Consider the following 16,631-nt stretch of genomic DNA (forward strand, 5'->3'; position numbering starts at 1 on the left):
TTACTTGTTTTAAATAAAACTCTTAAATAACGTGTTTCTTAATAAGAATTCTAAGATTAATAAACCAAGTGCTAAAAAGACTAAATCTCTATACATTTCTTGATAATTATAATATTTAAATTCTTCTATTTTAGTTTTTTCGAGCTTATCAATTTCGTCATAAATTTCTGCTAATTTATCGTTATTGGTTGCTCTAAAATATTTTCCATTAGTTTCTGATGCGATTTCTTTTAACAGAGCTTCATCAATTTCTACTTGTTGTTTTCTAAAATTTAATTGACCAGTTCTTGGGTCTTTGCTCCAAGGAAAATCTGCCATTCCATTTGTACCAATTCCAATGGTATATACTTTTATACCTAATTCTTTGGCTAATTCTGTTGCAGTTCTTGGGTCTATATTTCCTGAATTGTTTACTCCATCAGTTAATAAAATAATAATTTTACTTTTTGCTTTACTTTCTTTTAGTCTGTTTACACCAGAACCTAAACCCATTCCTATTGCAGTTCCACCATCTAATTGGCCCCATTGTAAACGATCTATAGTTCTTTTTACAATACCTTTATCGCTTGTAATTGGTGTTTGTGTAAAACTTTCTCCTGCGTAAACTACAATTCCAATTCTGTCATTTGGTCTTTTATTTACAAAAGTAACTGCTACTTTTTTGAGCGCTTCTAATCTATTTGGTTTTAAATCTCTGGCTAACATACTTGCAGAAACATCAATTGCCATAACAATATCTATACCTTTATTGGTTTTTGTTCTTTTGCTTACAGAAACATTTCTAGGTCTTGCTAATGCTACTATGATTGCTGCTAAAGCAAGCAATCTTAAAACATATAAAATGGGTTTTAATTTAGATAAAAGCGATGATTTTGCTTTAAACCCTTTTATACTTGGTACTGTTAATATTGCTGCATCTTTTTTTCTGGCAAAAAAATACCAAATGGCTAAAAGTGGAATTAACACTAACAACCAAAGAAACTCCGGATTTAAAAATTCAAAATTATTCCAATTCCTCATCTTTGCTTATTGGTTTTGGTTTTAAATTATGTACAACTTCTTCTGCATCTTTTCTATCTTCCTCAATTTCTAAAGCCATTGGTTTAGATTTTGCAAACTTTACTAAATCTGCTTCCTTAAATAATTCTTTAAGCTTTTTAATGTTTTCTTTAGTGGTATTTATGGTATCTGCTTCAAGAAAATCGTTTAAGACTTCTATAATTTCATCCGAAGTTTTTTCTAAAGCGGGTACTTTTAACTCACGTTCTATATAACCACGTATAATGTCTGTTAATTCGCTATAATATTGTTTTACTTGGTTATTTTGCCACAATAATTTTTCATCTAACTCATTCAATTTATACATAGCTTCGTCATAAGGAGCCAATGCAACATAAGTTGGGTCTTCTTCTTCAACTTTTCTTTTTCTAATAACAAACCAATAAATCCAGAAACCAATAATTAATAAAGCTGCAATTAATAAATAGATGTACATTTTATAATCATCAAAAACCAAAGGTTCTTTTTTAATTGATTTTATTGGGTACTTTTTAACTACTGTAGTATCAACAGCAACTGTAGCAACATTTACTAATAATGAATCTGTTAAATACGCTTGATTTCTAACAAAAACTTGTTGTTGAGGTATGTAAAATGCACCACTATCAAAACCAGTTAAAACATACTTCTGAACTAACATATAGTTAAGTGTATCTACTTTTGCAGAGTCAATTACCTCTAAACCTTTTAATTGTAATTTTGGTAGAATTACGTTTTCTACGTCTTTAACCGTAATTCGATAATTAAACTGCTCCCCAATTCTAATATTAGATGTTTCTATTTGCGCTTTTACAATTGGGTCTTGCGAAAAGGCAACTGCTGAAATCAATAAAAAAATATGTAAAATGTATTTTCTCATTACCTTCCTTTATGTTTAAAATATCCTAATAATTTTTTCACGTAACTTTCGTCTACTCTTGTGTTTATTGTTCCTGCACCACTTCTTCTAAACGTATTAATGTAATAATCTGTTAATCGTAAAGCGTTGGCTTTGTAATTTGTTCTAATGGTTTTAGAAGATGTGTTTATTAATTGCACATCTCCAGTTTCTGCATCTAACATTGGTACTACGCCTAAATTCGGAATTTCCTCATCGTGTTTGTCATACACTCTAATTCCTGTTAAATCGTGTTTGCTACCTGCAATTTTTGCACTTTTTTCGTAATCATCATCCATAAAATCAGATAACATAAAAACGATGGCTCTTTTCTTTAAAACACTAGATAAAAACTTTAAAGCAGCATCAATATTTGTTTTTTTGCTTTTTGGTTTAAACTCAATTAATTCTCTAATAATTCGTAAAACATGACTTTTTCCTTTTTTTGGCGGAATAAAAAGTTCTACATCATCAGAAAATAAAACCAAACCTACTTTATCGTTATTTTGAGTTGCAGAAAAAGCAAGAGTTGCTGCAATTTCTGTAATAGTATCTTTTTTAAATTGGGTAGATGTACCAAATAATTCTGATCCAGAAATATCTACCATTAACATCATTGTTAATTCACGTTCTTCTTCAAAAACCTTAACATAAGGTTCATTGTAACGTGCTGTAACATTCCAATCTATAGTTCTAATATCATCACCAAATTGATATTGGCGTACTTCAGAAAAAGTCATACCTCGTCCTTTGAAAGATGAATGATATTCACCTCCAAAAATATCATTAGACAAACGTTTTGTCTTAATTTCTATTTTACGAACTTTTTTAAGTATTTCTTTAGTATCCATTTTTGTAAGTATGCAGTTTGCAGTCTTCAGTTTACAGTCATTTATTTGCAGTAGAGTAAGATTTTAGTAAGCAACTTATTTACTGCCAACTCCTTTTCTATGGTACTTCTACTTCGTTTATAATTAAGTTAATAATTTCTACGGATGTTACATTTTCTGCTTCAGCCTCGTAAGTAATACCAATTCTATGACGTAAAACATCAAAAACAACTGCTCTTACATCTTCAGGAATTACATAACCTCTTCTTTTGATGAATGCATAACATTTTGCGGCTTTTGCTAAGTTGATACTTCCCCTAGGTGAAGCTCCAAAACTAATTAAGTCTTTTAAATCTGCTAAATTATATTTCTCAGGATAACGAGTTGCGAAAATAATATCTAAGATATATTTTTCAATTTTTTCATCCATATAAACTTCATTAACCACTTCTCTAGCTCTAATGATTTCATCAACAGAAATCACAGGGTTTACTTTAGCAAAACCACCAGATAAATTCTGACGCATTATAATTTGCTCGTCTAATAATTTAGGATAATCAATAATTACCTTTAACATAAAACGATCTACCTGTGCTTCTGGTAATGGATAAGTACCTTCTTGCTCTACAGGATTTTGAGTTGCCATTACTAAAAATGGTTCGTCTAATTTAAACGTAGTATCACCAATTGTAGTTTGGCGTTCTTGCATTGCCTCTAAAAGTGCAGATTGTACTTTTGCAGGTGCTCTGTTAATCTCATCTGCTAAAACAAAGTTGGCGAAAATTGGCCCTTTTTTTATTTCGAAGCTATTTTTCTGCATGTTGTAGATCATTGTTCCAACAACGTCTGCAGGTAATAAATCTGGCGTAAATTGTACCCTACTAAAAGAACCTTGTACCGCTTTTGATAAAGTATTAATGGCTAAAGTTTTTGCTAAACCAGGCACACCTTCTAATAAAATATGTCCATTACCTAACAAACCAATTAACAAACTTTCTATCATTTGTTTTTGACCAACAATAACCTTATTCATTTCTAGAGTAAGAATATCTATAAAAGCACTTTCTCTCTCTATTTTCTCGTTAATAGCTCTAACATCTACATCCATTGTGTGTAATAATTTAATATTAAATTTTTTAGAAAAACAAAGCTACAATTTTAACAAAATTAATCTGTTAAAACAAGGTTAAAGATAATTCGTTAATTTTATTTACTTTAGAGAGATATTAATAGGCTTTATATGAAAAAATTAACTGATAAATATATTTGGAAATCCTTAAAAAAAGGAGATCTAAATGCATTTTCAGTTCTTTTTGAGAGCTATTATTCACAACTTTATAATTATGGCTTAAAAATCTCGAAAAACGAAGCGCTTACTGAAGATTCTTTACAAGATTTTTTCTTATATATTTACGAACATAGAGAGAATTTAAGCAATTTAGATACCATTGCACCTTACCTTTTTTTGTCTTACAAACGCTTTTTAATGCGAATGATGAAAAAAAAGTCTAAACTTAAATATTCTGATATTTCTGATGAAATTGCTGTGGATTTAGAATTTACAGCCGAAGAAATAATGACAGCACAAGAAACCGAAGAATTTAATAACACGCAATTATCAACGTTATTAAATGAGCTACCAAAAAGACAAAAAGAAGCCATTTACTTAAAGTATTATAGTGGGTTAAAAGCCAGAGAAATATCAGAAATAATGAATATAAATTACCAAAGTGTAGTAAATTTGTTGCACAAAGGAATTAAGAATTTAAAAGAGAATATTTCCATTTCTAAATTATTTAATTAAGCTTTATTAAAATTAAAGAGTATAAAAAAACAAATGAGGTCTTATTATAATTATATAGGATTTATAGTTATAAAGGATTGTTAGAACGATGACTAAGAGAAAATACGATGATGTTAATGAGTTTTTAGAAGATGAGTCTTTTAAAAATTGGGTACTTCAAACAAATGCAACAGACATTAATTTTTGGGAATATTGGATCGCTAATAATCCGAATAAAAAAGATTTAGTAAATACGGCTAAAGATTTAATTCTAGGAATTTCTTTTCGAAAAAATACCGTTTCTGAAGAAAAAGTGGCTTTAGAATGGCAAAAATTGCAAGCTAAAATTAAAGCTAAAGAAGCAAAACCTAAGAGAAAGGTTATATTATTAAGAAAACTGAGTATTGCTGCATCAATTCTTTTAATAGTAACAACCGGACTTTATTTCTTAAACCAAAATTCTAAAATAACGCACAAAACGCATTATGGCGAAATTTTAAAAGTAAAGCTACAAGATGGTAGTGATGTTACTTTAAATTCCAATTCTAGTCTGTCATACTATAAAAACGAAAGTAGAAAAGTATGGTTGTCTGGAGAAGCTTTTTTTAAGGTTGATAAAAAGAAAGCAACCAATGCAAAATTTTGGGTTGTTACTCAAGATTTATCAATACAAGTTTATGGTACCGCATTTAATGTAAATACAAAAAAGAAAAAAACAGATGTATTTTTAGAAGAAGGTGATATTTGGTTGTCACTCAAAAATGGCGAGACCAAAAAAATGCTGCCTGGTAATTATATTTCATATTCAGCTAAAGAAAACAGAATCTTAGAAGATAAAAATATTGATAATTCTTCACTAAAAACTTCTTGGAAAGATGGTACTTTACTTTTTGAAGCGTTATCTTTGGAAAAAGCTATGGAAAAAATTAAAGAATCTTATGGTTATGCTGTAGTTTTTAAAGATGATAAAGCTAAAAACACTTTAATTACAGGAGCAGTGCCTTTAACAAATATAGATATTTGTATTGAGGCTATAGAAAAATCGGTAGATGTAATAATTATTAAAAAAGACAATAGTTTAATTATCAGCAAAAAATAGGTGTAACTTTATCTTACGAGATGATTAGAAAAAATGTTCATAAAACTCTTTTATCATTTTTTTTAATTCTTTGTATTTGTCATAAAACTGTAGCGCAAACAGCAGAACAAAAAACAATTCCTTTATCAGTTTTACTAAATAAAATTAGTAACAAACATAAAATATTTTTTACCTATAATGTAAATTTACTTTCGGGTAAATATATTCAGGAAGAGGGTTTTAAAGACCTTTCTTTAGAAGAGTCTATTTCTTTATTAGAAAAATTAACCCCGTTTGTAATTGATGATTTAGGTAATAATTACTACGTTATTTACAACAAAAAAGATGTCAAAAAGTTAAAAGCTAACAAAAAAAAGACGGATGTTATAAATCCTAAATCTTCTATTAATAACGATTTTAAAGAGCAGAAAATTAGAGTAAAAGGTATTGTTTTAAGTTCAGATAATACACCTCTTACAGGAGCAACTTTGTTAGAGCAAAGCTCTTTAGTTGGTGTTACTACTAATCAAGATGGAATTTTTGAATTCGAAACCCTTAAAAACAATTTGGTTACCGTTAGTTTTTTAGGGCACGAATCTAAAAAGTTAAAACTAATTGCAAATAAATTTCATACCATAACATTGTTAGCGGGGCAAGAGTTAGAAGAAGTTCAGATCGTTGGTTCCAGAAACAAAAATAGAGTGGCTAATGATTCGCCAGTTGCCATAGATTTTATAGATATCGAAAAAACAGCTTCTAAAAATAGTCAAGTAGAAATAAATCAATTTTTGCAATATGTAATTCCGTCATTTAACGCAACAAAACAATCTGGTGCAGATGGCGCAGATCATATAGATCCTGCCACTATTAGAGGTTTAGGACCAGACCAAACCTTAGTTTTAATCAATGGTAAAAGAAGGCATCAAGCATCATTAGTAAATTTATATGGTACAAGAGGTAGAGGAAATTCGGGTACAGATTTAAATACAATTCCTATTTCTGCGATTAAAAGAATAGAACTTTTAAGAGATGGAGCCTCAGCACAATATGGTTCTGATGCAATTGCAGGTGTTTTAAATATTGTTTTAAAAGATTCTGATAACGAATTAAATGTCGGTTCTACAGTTGGTTTTTACAACGCAGATACAGAAAATATATTGCCAAATAAAACAGACGGATTTATCTACAAATTAGCTTTAAATTACGGAACAAAAATAAATAAAGGTGGTTTTGTAAATATTACTGCAGAGGCACTTTCTTCGGATAAAACGTTTAGAAAAGGAACAGAAATTCGAGAGAATTATGGGCAAGCAGGTATAAGTAATGTGAGTCTATTTTTGAATTCGGAAATACCAATTCACAAAAACGCAAAGTTTTATGCAAATGGAGGTTTTAACTACAAAAACACTGAGGCTTTTGCATTTACACGTAAAGCAGAAAGCGAACGAAATGTATTAGAAATTTACCCAGATGGTTTTAATCCATTAATTACTTCACAAATTTTAGACAATTCTTTTTCCTTCGGATTGATTACCAGTTTTAATGATTGGAATATAGATGCTAACAATACTTTTGGTAGAAATAACTTTCATTATAACATTAAAAACACCTTAAATGCAACTTTAGTAGAAAACTCGCCAACAGATTTTGATGCAGGTGGTCATCAACTGATACAAAATACAACAAGTATCGATTTTTCTAAATATTTTTTAAAGGATAAATATGGTTTTAATATTGCTTTAGGATTAGAACATCGGCTTGATAAATATAAAATTTTTGCAGGTGAAGAGGCTTCTTATAAATCTTATGATGTTAATGGAAATAGTATAGATTCTGATACTCAGTTTTCAGAATATCAAATGCTTAATGGTGTAATTAGACCTGGAGGATCGCAAGGTTTTCCTGGTTATGCTATAGAAAATGAGGTAGATAGAGATCGTTCTAATTTTGGAGTTTATGCAGATACAGAAGTAGATTTTTCTAAAAAATTTATGATTGCTGCAGCTTTACGTTACGAGTATTATAGCGATTTTGGTAGTACACTAAATTACAAACTTGCATCAAGAGTTAAAATTACCAATAAATTAAGTGCAAGAACTTCTTTTAGTACAGGTTTTAGAGCGCCATCTTTAGCTCAAATTTATTACAATTTAACCTTTACTAATTTTATTGGTAATGTAGCAACAGAATCTTTATTGGTTGCAAATAATAGTGCCATTGCTAGAAGGTTTAATATTGATAAGCTAAAAGAAGAAAAAGCTAAGAATTTTAGTTTAGGATTTACCTCTAAATTAGGATCAAATTTTAATATGGCTATAGATGCTTACTATGTGGCAATTAAAGATAGAATTATATTAAGTGGTAATTTTGATGCGAGTAGTTTAGGTGTAGATATAGACAATGTTCAGTTTTTTGCTAATGGTGTAAATACTAGAACTACGGGTGTAGATTTAGTTTTAAATTGGCAAAAGAAATTAACAAAAGGAACACTTTCTTTTGATTTTGCTGGTAATATTAATCATATGGTCATAGAAGAGATTAATAACAGAATGTTGGCAGAAGAAATTTTTTTTGGGAAAAGAGAACAGCAATTTTTATTAGCATCAGCACCTAAAAATAAATTCAATTTTGGTGTTAATTATCAACTAAAAAAAATAACTGCAGCTTTAAAAATTACAAGATTTAGTGAGGTTAAGCTCATTGATTGGCAAATAGCAAAAGATTTAGCAAATTATAATAATTCAGTTTCGCAAAGATTAGCTGCTGCTACAGATACTTATAAAGCTAAAGTTATTACAGATTTGCATTTAGGTTATCAACTAAATAAAACATTAAACCTACAAGTGGGTGCTAATAATTTATTTAATGTTTACCCAACAGAACAAGATACTTTTACAGATAGTGGTGGTAAATGGGATGCTACACAAATGGGGTCTAATGGTGCTTTTTACTATCTAAAATTCAACATAAATCTATAAACGTTAAATACTTAACAGAGTTTTATTGTTTTCTTTGAAAAAAAAGTAATTTTTTTAGAGTATATTTTTTTCTTTACTGTCTTCTTATAAAAAACAGCTCGTACTTATATAAACTATGTAGGAGTGTATAAATTTATTTAACAACCAAATAATTTTTTTTATGAAACAAAAGTATTTTTTAAAATTAATCACGATTACTTTTATGTTTATGCTTCCTATTGGATTAATGGCACAAACTGTAAAAGGGAAAGTAACTGATAAATCAGGAGGTGTTTTACCTTATATGAATGTATTAGTAAAGGGAACAACAAATGGAACTGTAACAGACGATAATGGAGAGTTTAGTATTAGCGTTAAAAGTTTACCAATAACATTAGTGGTATCTTCTATGGGTTTTGCAACAAAAGAAGTAAAAGTTGCAACTACAGCGTATTTAACAATTGTTGTTGCAGATGACAATGCTTTAGAAGAAGTTGTTGTAATTGGTTCTAGAAATCCAAATAGAACAGCTATAGACTCACCTGTGCCTATAGATATTGTAAATGTAAAAGAATTAGCATTGAGTTCTCCTCAAGTAAATTTAAATCAACTTTTAAATTTTGTTGCACCATCATTTACATCAAATACACAAACAATTTCTGATGGAACAGATCACATAGATCCGGCATCTTTAAGAGGTTTAGGACCAGATCAAGTTTTGGTTTTAATCAACGGAAAAAGAAGACATACTTCTTCTTTAGTAAATGTAAATGGTACTTTTGGTAGAGGTAGTGTAGGTACAGATTTAAATGCTATACCTTCTGCATCAATTAAAAGAATAGAAGTTTTAAGAGATGGTGCTGCTGCACAATATGGTTCTGATGCTATTGCTGGGGTTATTAATATTGTTTTAAATGAAAGTGTAAATGAGCTTTCTTTAAATGTAACATCTGGAGCTAACTTTAGTAAAAATGCAAACGGACAAACTGGTGGTGTAGATGGTGAAACCATTAATATTAGCGCAAATTATGGTTTACCTATTGGCGAAAATGGAGGGTTTATAAATTTTACTGGAGATTTTGATTTTAGAGAAGATTACAGCAGAATGAAAGAGTGGGAAGGAAATGTTTTTAACCTTTACAATACTGTAGAAAGATTTGCTAGTAATGATGGTTATGATTTAACAAAATTATTAGATGATGATGTAAGCGATGTAATTCAGTATGCAAATGCAGCTGGTATTAATTTAAATGGAGCGTCTACAAAGCCAGAATTACAGACAATTTTATCTGCTGATAATACTACAGCAGAATTGGCTGCAAGAGGTTTAGAAAGAAAAGATTTTAATATGAGAGTTGGGCAATCTAAAGTTCGTGGAGGTAGATTTTTTGCCAACTTTAAATTGCCTTTAGATGATAATGGAACAGAAATCTATTCTTTTGCTGGTTTAGGTTCTAGAAATGGTAATTCAGCTGGTTTTTATAGGCTACCAAACCAAAGTAGAACTTATACACCTGCTTACATTAATGGTTTTTTACCAGAAATTAATTCTACAATTACAGACAAGTCTGTAGCTGTTGGTATTAAGGGTAAAATAGGTGAATGGAATGTAGATTTTTCTAATACTTATGGTAAAAACTCATTCGATTATATGATTGGTAATACTTTTAATGCATCTATGGGAAATTCTTCTCCAACTACTTTTGATGCAGGTGGATTTGCTTTTTCGCAAAACACGGTAAATTTAGATTTAAGTAAATTTTACGAAGATACCTTTCAAGGTTTAGGTGTTGCTTTTGGTGCAGAATATAGATTAGAAAACTACGAGATTATTGCAGGTGAAACAGCTTCTTACTCACAATATACAGCAGCTGGTGAACCGATTACACTTTCTACTCAAGTACCTTTAACAGACTTTTTTGGTGCAGGTAGACCTGGTGGTTCTCAAGTATTTCCTGGTTTTAGTCCAAGTAACGAGTTAAGTAGAGGTAGAAATAGTGTTGCAGGTTATGTAGATTTAGATGCTACTTTATCTGAGCAATTTTCTTTAACTGCAGCTACTCGTTTCGAAAACTATTCAGATTTTGGATCTACAGTTAATTTTAAATTAGCATCAATTTATAAAGTTTCTGATAATTTTAGAATTAGAGCCTCTTTTAATACCGGTTTTAGAGCGCCATCTTTACATCAATTAAATTATAATGCAACTTCTACTATTTTCGATCAAAATGGAGATCCGCAAGAAGTTGGTACTTTTGCAAATGATAGTAGAGCAGCAAAATTATTAGGTATTCCTCAGTTAAAAGAAGAAACTTCTAGTAGTTTTAGTGCAGGTTTTACAGCTAAATTACCAGAATCTAATATTACGTTTACTCTAGATGGTTATGTTGTTAATATAGATGATAGAGTAGTTTATACAGGTCAGTTTCAAGGTCCAGGAACAGGTACAGAATTAGATAATCTTTTAGCGCAAGCAAATGCTTCTGCAGCATCTTTCTTTGCAAATGCAATAGATACGCAGTCTAAAGGTTTAGATTTTGTAATTACGCATAAAGCAGATCTTGGTTCAAATTCTAGATTAACATCAGATTTATCTGCTACCTTATCTAAAACAGAACAAGTTGGAGATATAAAATCATCTGAAGTTTTAAAGAATGCCGGTTTAGAAAGTACTTATTTTCCTGAAGATAGTAGAGTTTATTTAGAAGAAGCTGTACCGAGAACTAAGTTTAATTTAACAAATAGTTTTACTTCTGGTAAGTTTAATATCTTTTTAAGAAATGTATATTTTGGTGAAGTAACAGAAGCAACTACAGTAGTTGCAAATCAGCAAGTATTCAGCTCTAAAGTAGTTACTGATTTATCTTTTGGTTATAAAGCTGCAGATAATTTAACGTTAACTATTGGTGCAAATAACTTATTAGATATTTATCCAGATATGGCAGATGCTGCTTATGGGAACAGAAGTTCTGGACGTTTTGATTGGTCTAGAAGAGCACAGCAATTTGGTATTAGTGGTAGATTCTTATTCGCAAGATTAAGTTTTAACTTAAAATAATTACAAATACTTTTCATAAAAAAGGCGGCTATTTATATGGTCGTCTTTTTTTATTGTTGATATTTTAATAATTTAAAATCGGTACTGAATTCGGCATAAGTAAAATAGTTAATCCAATCTCCAAGATTAATGTATTTACTATTTTCATTTAGTTGAATTTCTAAAGGTAAATGTCTGTGGCCAAACACAAAATAATCGTAATGATTGCTTTCTAATTTGCGTTTGCAATATTGTACCAACCATTCTTTATCTTCACCTAAAAATTTAGAGTCTTCATCGCCAGAAATCATTTTGTTTTTAACAGACATAAATTGACCTAATTTTACACCCAAATCTGGATGAAACCATTTAAACATCCATTTAAATAAAGGAAACGTAAACACTTTTTTCATACGCTTAAAACCTTTATCATCTGGCCCTAAACCATCTCCATGACCAATAAAAACCTTTTTATTGTTAATTAAAAAAACTTGTGGTTTATGATAAACAGGTATGTTTAGTTCTTTTTCAAAATAGTCATTCATCCAAAGATCGTGATTACCTACAAAAAAATAAATTGGTATTCCAGAATCTCTAATTTCTGCTAATTTTCCTAAAACTCTAACAAATCCTTTAGGAACTACAGTTTCGTATTCGAACCAAAAATCGAACAAATCACCAACTAAAAAAATGGCTTCTGCATCATCTTTTATCAAGTTTAACCAAGCTACAAATTTCTTTTCGCGAGGAAAACTTTTTTCAGGAGTAGGTGCACCTAAATGTTGGTCAGAAGCAAAATAGACTTTCTTATTTTTGGTAGTGTTAATTTCAATCATCTTTGCAAAGAAAAGCTATTCCTCTTTACTTTCCAACTCCAAAACTTTTTGCAGCATTTTATCGTCTTTATGAATAATTCTATAAAAACCAACATCACCAAAAAGTACATTTGCAATAGAAGCGTTTAAATATTTTTTTAAGCTTTTTTTGGTTTTAAAAGACGGATTTGCTCTGTCTTTTATTTTTGATAAATAAGCATCAAAAACAGTATCATCTATATCAAATTTATCAACAAAAGTATCTATTGTCCATTTTGATAATAAAGTTCTGTTATTATCAACATAATCGAAAGCAAAATTATTTACAGTGTTATAATAGAAATTAGACATGTAAGAAGTAGTGTCTATGGCTACAAAAACATCAGGAATTATACCTCCACCACCATAAACTATTTTACCTTTTGGTGTTTTAAATTGCAAAGAATCAATTACTTTAATACTGTCTTTACTTAATAATTCTCCGTTTGCAATTCTATTCTGATAATCTTTTCTGTAATTTTTATCTCCATTTTTAGCGTAGGGTTTTTGTATAGAACGCCCTGTTGGTGTGTAATATCTTGCAGTTGTTAAACGCACAGCAGAACCATCTCCTAAATCCATTTCTATTTGTACTAAACCTTTACCAAAAGATCTACGACCTATAATTGTTCCTTTATCATTGTCTTGCAAAGCACCAGCCACAATTTCTGATGCAGAAGCTGAATTTTCATCAATTAAAACATACAAACCACCTTCTTCAAAAGAACCAATAGAGGTTGCAAAAAACTCTTCAATTTGTTCTTTGTTATTTTTTGTGAAGACCATTAATTTATCATCTTCTAAAAACTCATCTATAATTCTGTTGGCAATGTCTATAAAACCACCACCATTTCCACGTAAATCTAAAACAAGATCTGTCATTCCATCATCAATTAAACTATTAAGTGATGATTTAAATTCTCTGTATGTATTTCTAGCAAAACGATCTAGTTTTATATAGCCAATAGAATCGTTAAGCATATAAGCTAAATCTACGCTTTTAATGTTTACTTTTCCGCGAGTAATATCTACTGTAAATAACGAATCGTTACTTTTTCTATAAATCTGAAGAGCTACTTTGGTTTCTGGTTTTCCTTTTAAGTATTTTGGTACAATACCAGTTTTAAACTTTTTGCCATATAAAGTATCGTTATTTGCCATTAAAATTCTGTCTCCAGCTTTTATACCCGCTTTTATGCTTGGGCCTCCTTTAATTGGTTGTACTACAGTTATTGAGTCTTTTATCATTCTAAATTGAACTCCAATACCAACAAAATTACCTTGCATATTTTCTATGTTCGCTTGCTGATTCTCTTTTGGTATGTATATAGAATGCGGATCTAATTTACCCAACATTTGTGTAATTGCACCATCTAAAAGATCGTCTGTATTTACATCATCTACATAATCTTGTTCAATAAAATTAATAAGCTTTTTAATTTTCTGTTCTTGCGATTGGTTTTTAGAAAGCGACAATAAATTGCTAGAATTTCCTCCGAAAAACACGCCAATTAAAATGCCTAAAACCACAGCAATTGCAAAATATATAGGTAAATTATTTTTATTCATAAGGTAAGTACTTAATTTCTACACCAGCTTTTTCTAAAAATTTTAATCCTGCTGGGTCTTTGTATGCATTTGCATAAACAACACGTTTAATTCCTGCTTGATGTATTAATTTGCTGCAATCTGTACAAGGAGATAAAGTAATATATAAAGTAGCATCTTTTGCAGATTGTGTAGAGGATGCCACTTTTAAAATAGCATTTGCTTCTGCGTGTAAAACTTCCCATTTCGTTTTTCCTTCTTCATCTTCGCAGCAATTATCGAAACCAGTTGGGGTTCCGTTAAAACCGTCAGAAATAATCATTCTTTCTTTTACAATTAAAGCACCAACTTGTTTTCTTTTACAATGAGAGAGTTTTCCCCATTCACGAGCCATCTTTAAATAGGCCATATCGTACTTTAGTTGCTTCTTTTCATTCATAAAAAACGAAATTAAAAAGATTTAAAGGATTAAGGCGTTAATAATTAGACAATTTTTTTACCAAAACACTCTGTCAGCCATCATTTGTATTGCAAAACCAATTACAATTGATGAACAGACCAAAACCCAATCTCTTTTTTCTACTTTAAAAGCATTTTGAAATATTGTTCCTAAAATTAAAATACCTAAAACTATTATTATTTGTGCAACTTCAATTCCGAGTGCAAATTCTACTAAAGGCATAAGTTTATTTTCTTCTTGACCAATCATCATTCTAAAATAATTAGAAAAGCCTAAACCGTGAATTAATCCGAAAAATAGGGCAAAAATTAAATTTATATTATTTTTTTTAGAGGATGAATTCTTGGAAGTTATAATATTTACAAAACCAGTAATAAAAATGGTTAACGGAATTAAAAATTCTATTAATTCTATGCTGATGTTTAAAATTTTATAGGCAGATAAGGCTAATGTAACTGAATGACCAAGGGTAAATAAGGTAACTAACCCAATTACTTTTTTTATTTCATAATAAGTAAAAACAACAGCTAAAACAATTAAAAAGATAATATGATCGTAAGCAGAGAAGTCTAAAACGTGATTTAAACCCATTTTAAAGTAAAGAATAAAATCTTCCATTTTTAAAATTTGAATTAATGAAAACCAAAGATATTAAAAACTGTAAGCGATTTAAATCAAAAATTAAGATAAATCTTATAGATATTGTTAAAATTTGATGAAAACAAAAAAACCGTAACAAATAAATGTTACGGTTCTTGTACTGAAGATGGGACTTGAACCCATACGAGCATTACTGCTCACTGGATTTTAAGTCCAGCGTGTCTACCAATTCCACCACTTCAGCATGAAATTTTATAAAAGGTTTAGAGCGAAAGACGGGATTTGAACCCGCGACCCTCACCTTGGCAAGGTGATGCTCTACCCCTGAGCTACTTTCGCAGTCTTGTTTTTTAAAGAACATAAACTCTAAATTATTAGAGCGGTGCAAATATAATAAGTTTTATAGATCTAGCAAATACTTTTTCAGTTTTTTTATAATTTATTTTTAAAATATGGCTTTTCTCATTTTCAGTTCGTTTTTAACAAGGCTTATGTTGAATTTAATGTTAGTTTTACATCAATTAAAATTATATATCTAAATTTGTTATTTGACTTTTTAAAAAAATATTATGAAATTATATCCTTTAAAATTTGCGCCAATCTACAAGTACAGAATTTGGGGTGGAGAAAAATTAAAAACGGAATTAAATAAAAATTATTCTGAAGAGAATATTGGAGAATCTTGGGAAATTTCTGATGTTTCTGGTGACGAAACTGTAGTTGCAGGAGGAGATTTAGAAGGTAAATCTTTAAGAGATTTAACCAATGAGTTTAAAGGTGATTTTGTTGGGAATGCAGTTTATGAAAAATTCGGAGAAGAATTCCCATTATTAATAAAGTTTATTGATGCTAAAACACCTTTATCAATTCAAGTGCATCCTAATAACGAAGTTGCTAAAGAGCGTCATAATTCTTTTGGGAAAAATGAAATGTGGTATGTAATGCAAGCTGATAAAGATGCTGAGTTAATTGTTGGTTTTGATGAAAAAATAGATGCAGAAGGTTACAAAACACATTTGGCAAATAACACGATTTTAGAAGTAATGCATCACGAAATTGTTAATAAAGGTGATACTTTTTATATACCAACTGGTCGTGTGCACGCAATTGGGGCAGGAGTTTTGTTAGCTGAAATTCAGCAGACATCTAATATTACCTATCGTATTTATGATTATGATAGAGTAGATGCTAAAACTGGAGAAAAAAGAGAATTACATAGTGATATGGCTATGGATGTTTTAGATTATGAGGTACACAGTAATTATAAAACTGAATATGATTTAGAAAAGAATGTTTCTAATAAATTAGTTTATTCACCTTACTTTAGAACAAACATTTTAGATATTAATACTACAATTGATAAGGATTACTCAGAAATAGATTCTTTTGTAATTTATATGTGTGTAGAAGGTTCTGTTGATTTAATTTCTAAAGGAAAAACTTATACTATTAATACTGGAGAAACATTATTATTGCCAGCTGCTATAAAAACGATTCAGTTAAAAGCAGCAAATGCAAAGGTTTTAGAAGTATATTATTAAAAATATA

The 16,631-nt window shown here is 29.7% G+C and carries 13 protein-coding genes and 2 tRNA genes; 5 read left to right on the top strand and 10 right to left on the bottom strand.

Features of this window, described 5'->3' with window-relative positions; genetic code table 11:
* Nucleotides 1-9 precede the first annotated feature (9 nt).
* The 4 genes from BW723_RS06000 to BW723_RS06015 all read right to left on the bottom strand — a co-directional run bounded on the left by BW723_RS06000 (nt 10) and on the right by BW723_RS06015 (nt 3,874).
* Complete coding sequence (locus tag BW723_RS06000; RefSeq protein ID WP_068360825.1) at nt 10-1,020, bottom strand: vWA domain-containing protein; 1,011 nt, start codon at nt 1,018-1,020, stop codon at nt 10-12.
* Nucleotides 1,004-1,918, bottom strand: a complete 915-nt coding sequence (locus BW723_RS06005) for a hypothetical protein (protein ID WP_068360821.1) — start codon at nt 1,916-1,918, stop codon at nt 1,004-1,006. Before BW723_RS06005 ends, BW723_RS06000 begins: the two co-directional genes overlap by 17 nt.
* On the bottom strand, nt 1,918-2,787 hold the full coding sequence (locus tag BW723_RS06010) for a DUF58 domain-containing protein (RefSeq protein WP_068360819.1): 870 nt from the start codon (nt 2,785-2,787) through the stop codon (nt 1,918-1,920). Before BW723_RS06010 ends, BW723_RS06005 begins: the two co-directional genes overlap by 1 nt.
* Nucleotides 2,788-2,884: 97 nt before the next feature.
* The gene (locus BW723_RS06015; protein WP_068360818.1) at nt 2,885-3,874 is read right to left on the bottom strand and encodes an AAA family ATPase; all 990 of its coding nucleotides are present in this window, start codon (nt 3,872-3,874) and stop codon (nt 2,885-2,887) included.
* A gap of 132 nt (nt 3,875-4,006) precedes the next feature.
* Between BW723_RS06015 and BW723_RS06020 the strand changes: the two genes are divergently transcribed.
* The 4 genes from BW723_RS06020 to BW723_RS06035 all read left to right on the top strand — a co-directional run bounded on the left by BW723_RS06020 (nt 4,007) and on the right by BW723_RS06035 (nt 11,642).
* Nucleotides 4,007-4,570 (top strand): RNA polymerase sigma factor, encoded by a 564-nt coding sequence (locus tag BW723_RS06020; protein ID WP_068360817.1) that lies wholly within the window; start codon nt 4,007-4,009, stop codon nt 4,568-4,570.
* A gap of 88 nt (nt 4,571-4,658) precedes the next feature.
* Nucleotides 4,659-5,648, top strand: coding sequence for a FecR family protein (locus BW723_RS06025; RefSeq protein WP_068360815.1), 990 nt, complete (start codon nt 4,659-4,661; stop codon nt 5,646-5,648).
* A 20-nt stretch (nt 5,649-5,668) separates the two neighbouring features.
* Nucleotides 5,669-8,605, top strand: coding sequence for a TonB-dependent receptor (locus BW723_RS06030; RefSeq protein ID WP_068360813.1), 2,937 nt, complete (start codon nt 5,669-5,671; stop codon nt 8,603-8,605).
* A 160-nt stretch (nt 8,606-8,765) separates the two neighbouring features.
* Nucleotides 8,766-11,642, top strand: a complete 2,877-nt coding sequence (locus BW723_RS06035; RefSeq protein WP_068360810.1) for a TonB-dependent receptor — start codon at nt 8,766-8,768, stop codon at nt 11,640-11,642.
* Between the two features lie 50 nt (nt 11,643-11,692).
* On the opposite strand, the gene BW723_RS06040 is transcribed toward BW723_RS06035, so the two are convergent.
* The 6 genes from BW723_RS06040 to BW723_RS06065 form a co-directional block, all read right to left on the bottom strand.
* Complete coding sequence (locus BW723_RS06040) at nt 11,693-12,457, bottom strand: UDP-2,3-diacylglucosamine diphosphatase (protein WP_068360806.1); 765 nt, start codon at nt 12,455-12,457, stop codon at nt 11,693-11,695.
* A gap of 15 nt (nt 12,458-12,472) precedes the next feature.
* The gene (locus BW723_RS06045) at nt 12,473-14,044 is read right to left on the bottom strand and encodes a S41 family peptidase (protein ID WP_068360803.1); all 1,572 of its coding nucleotides are present in this window, start codon (nt 14,042-14,044) and stop codon (nt 12,473-12,475) included.
* A complete protein-coding gene (locus tag BW723_RS06050) occupies nt 14,037-14,462 on the bottom strand; it encodes a deoxycytidylate deaminase (protein ID WP_068360801.1) in 426 nt (141 codons plus the stop codon). The genes BW723_RS06045 and BW723_RS06050 overlap by 8 nt, the downstream gene beginning before the upstream one ends.
* A gap of 57 nt (nt 14,463-14,519) precedes the next feature.
* Nucleotides 14,520-15,101 (bottom strand): HupE/UreJ family protein, encoded by a 582-nt coding sequence (locus BW723_RS06055; RefSeq protein WP_068360799.1) that lies wholly within the window; start codon nt 15,099-15,101, stop codon nt 14,520-14,522.
* Nucleotides 15,102-15,241: 140 nt separating this feature from the next.
* Nucleotides 15,242-15,327, bottom strand: a tRNA-Leu gene (locus BW723_RS06060).
* 23 nt (nt 15,328-15,350) lie between these two features.
* Nucleotides 15,351-15,422, bottom strand: a tRNA-Gly gene (locus BW723_RS06065).
* A gap of 230 nt (nt 15,423-15,652) precedes the next feature.
* On the opposite strand from BW723_RS06065, the gene BW723_RS06070 reads away from it, so the two are divergent.
* The gene (locus tag BW723_RS06070) at nt 15,653-16,624 is read left to right on the top strand and encodes a type I phosphomannose isomerase catalytic subunit (protein WP_068360796.1); all 972 of its coding nucleotides are present in this window, start codon (nt 15,653-15,655) and stop codon (nt 16,622-16,624) included.
* Nucleotides 16,625-16,631: the final 7 nt, after the last annotated feature.

Origin of the sequence: Polaribacter reichenbachii, from assembly GCF_001975665.1 — a bacterium.
Classification (GTDB): Bacteria; Bacteroidota; Bacteroidia; order Flavobacteriales; family Flavobacteriaceae; genus Polaribacter; species Polaribacter reichenbachii.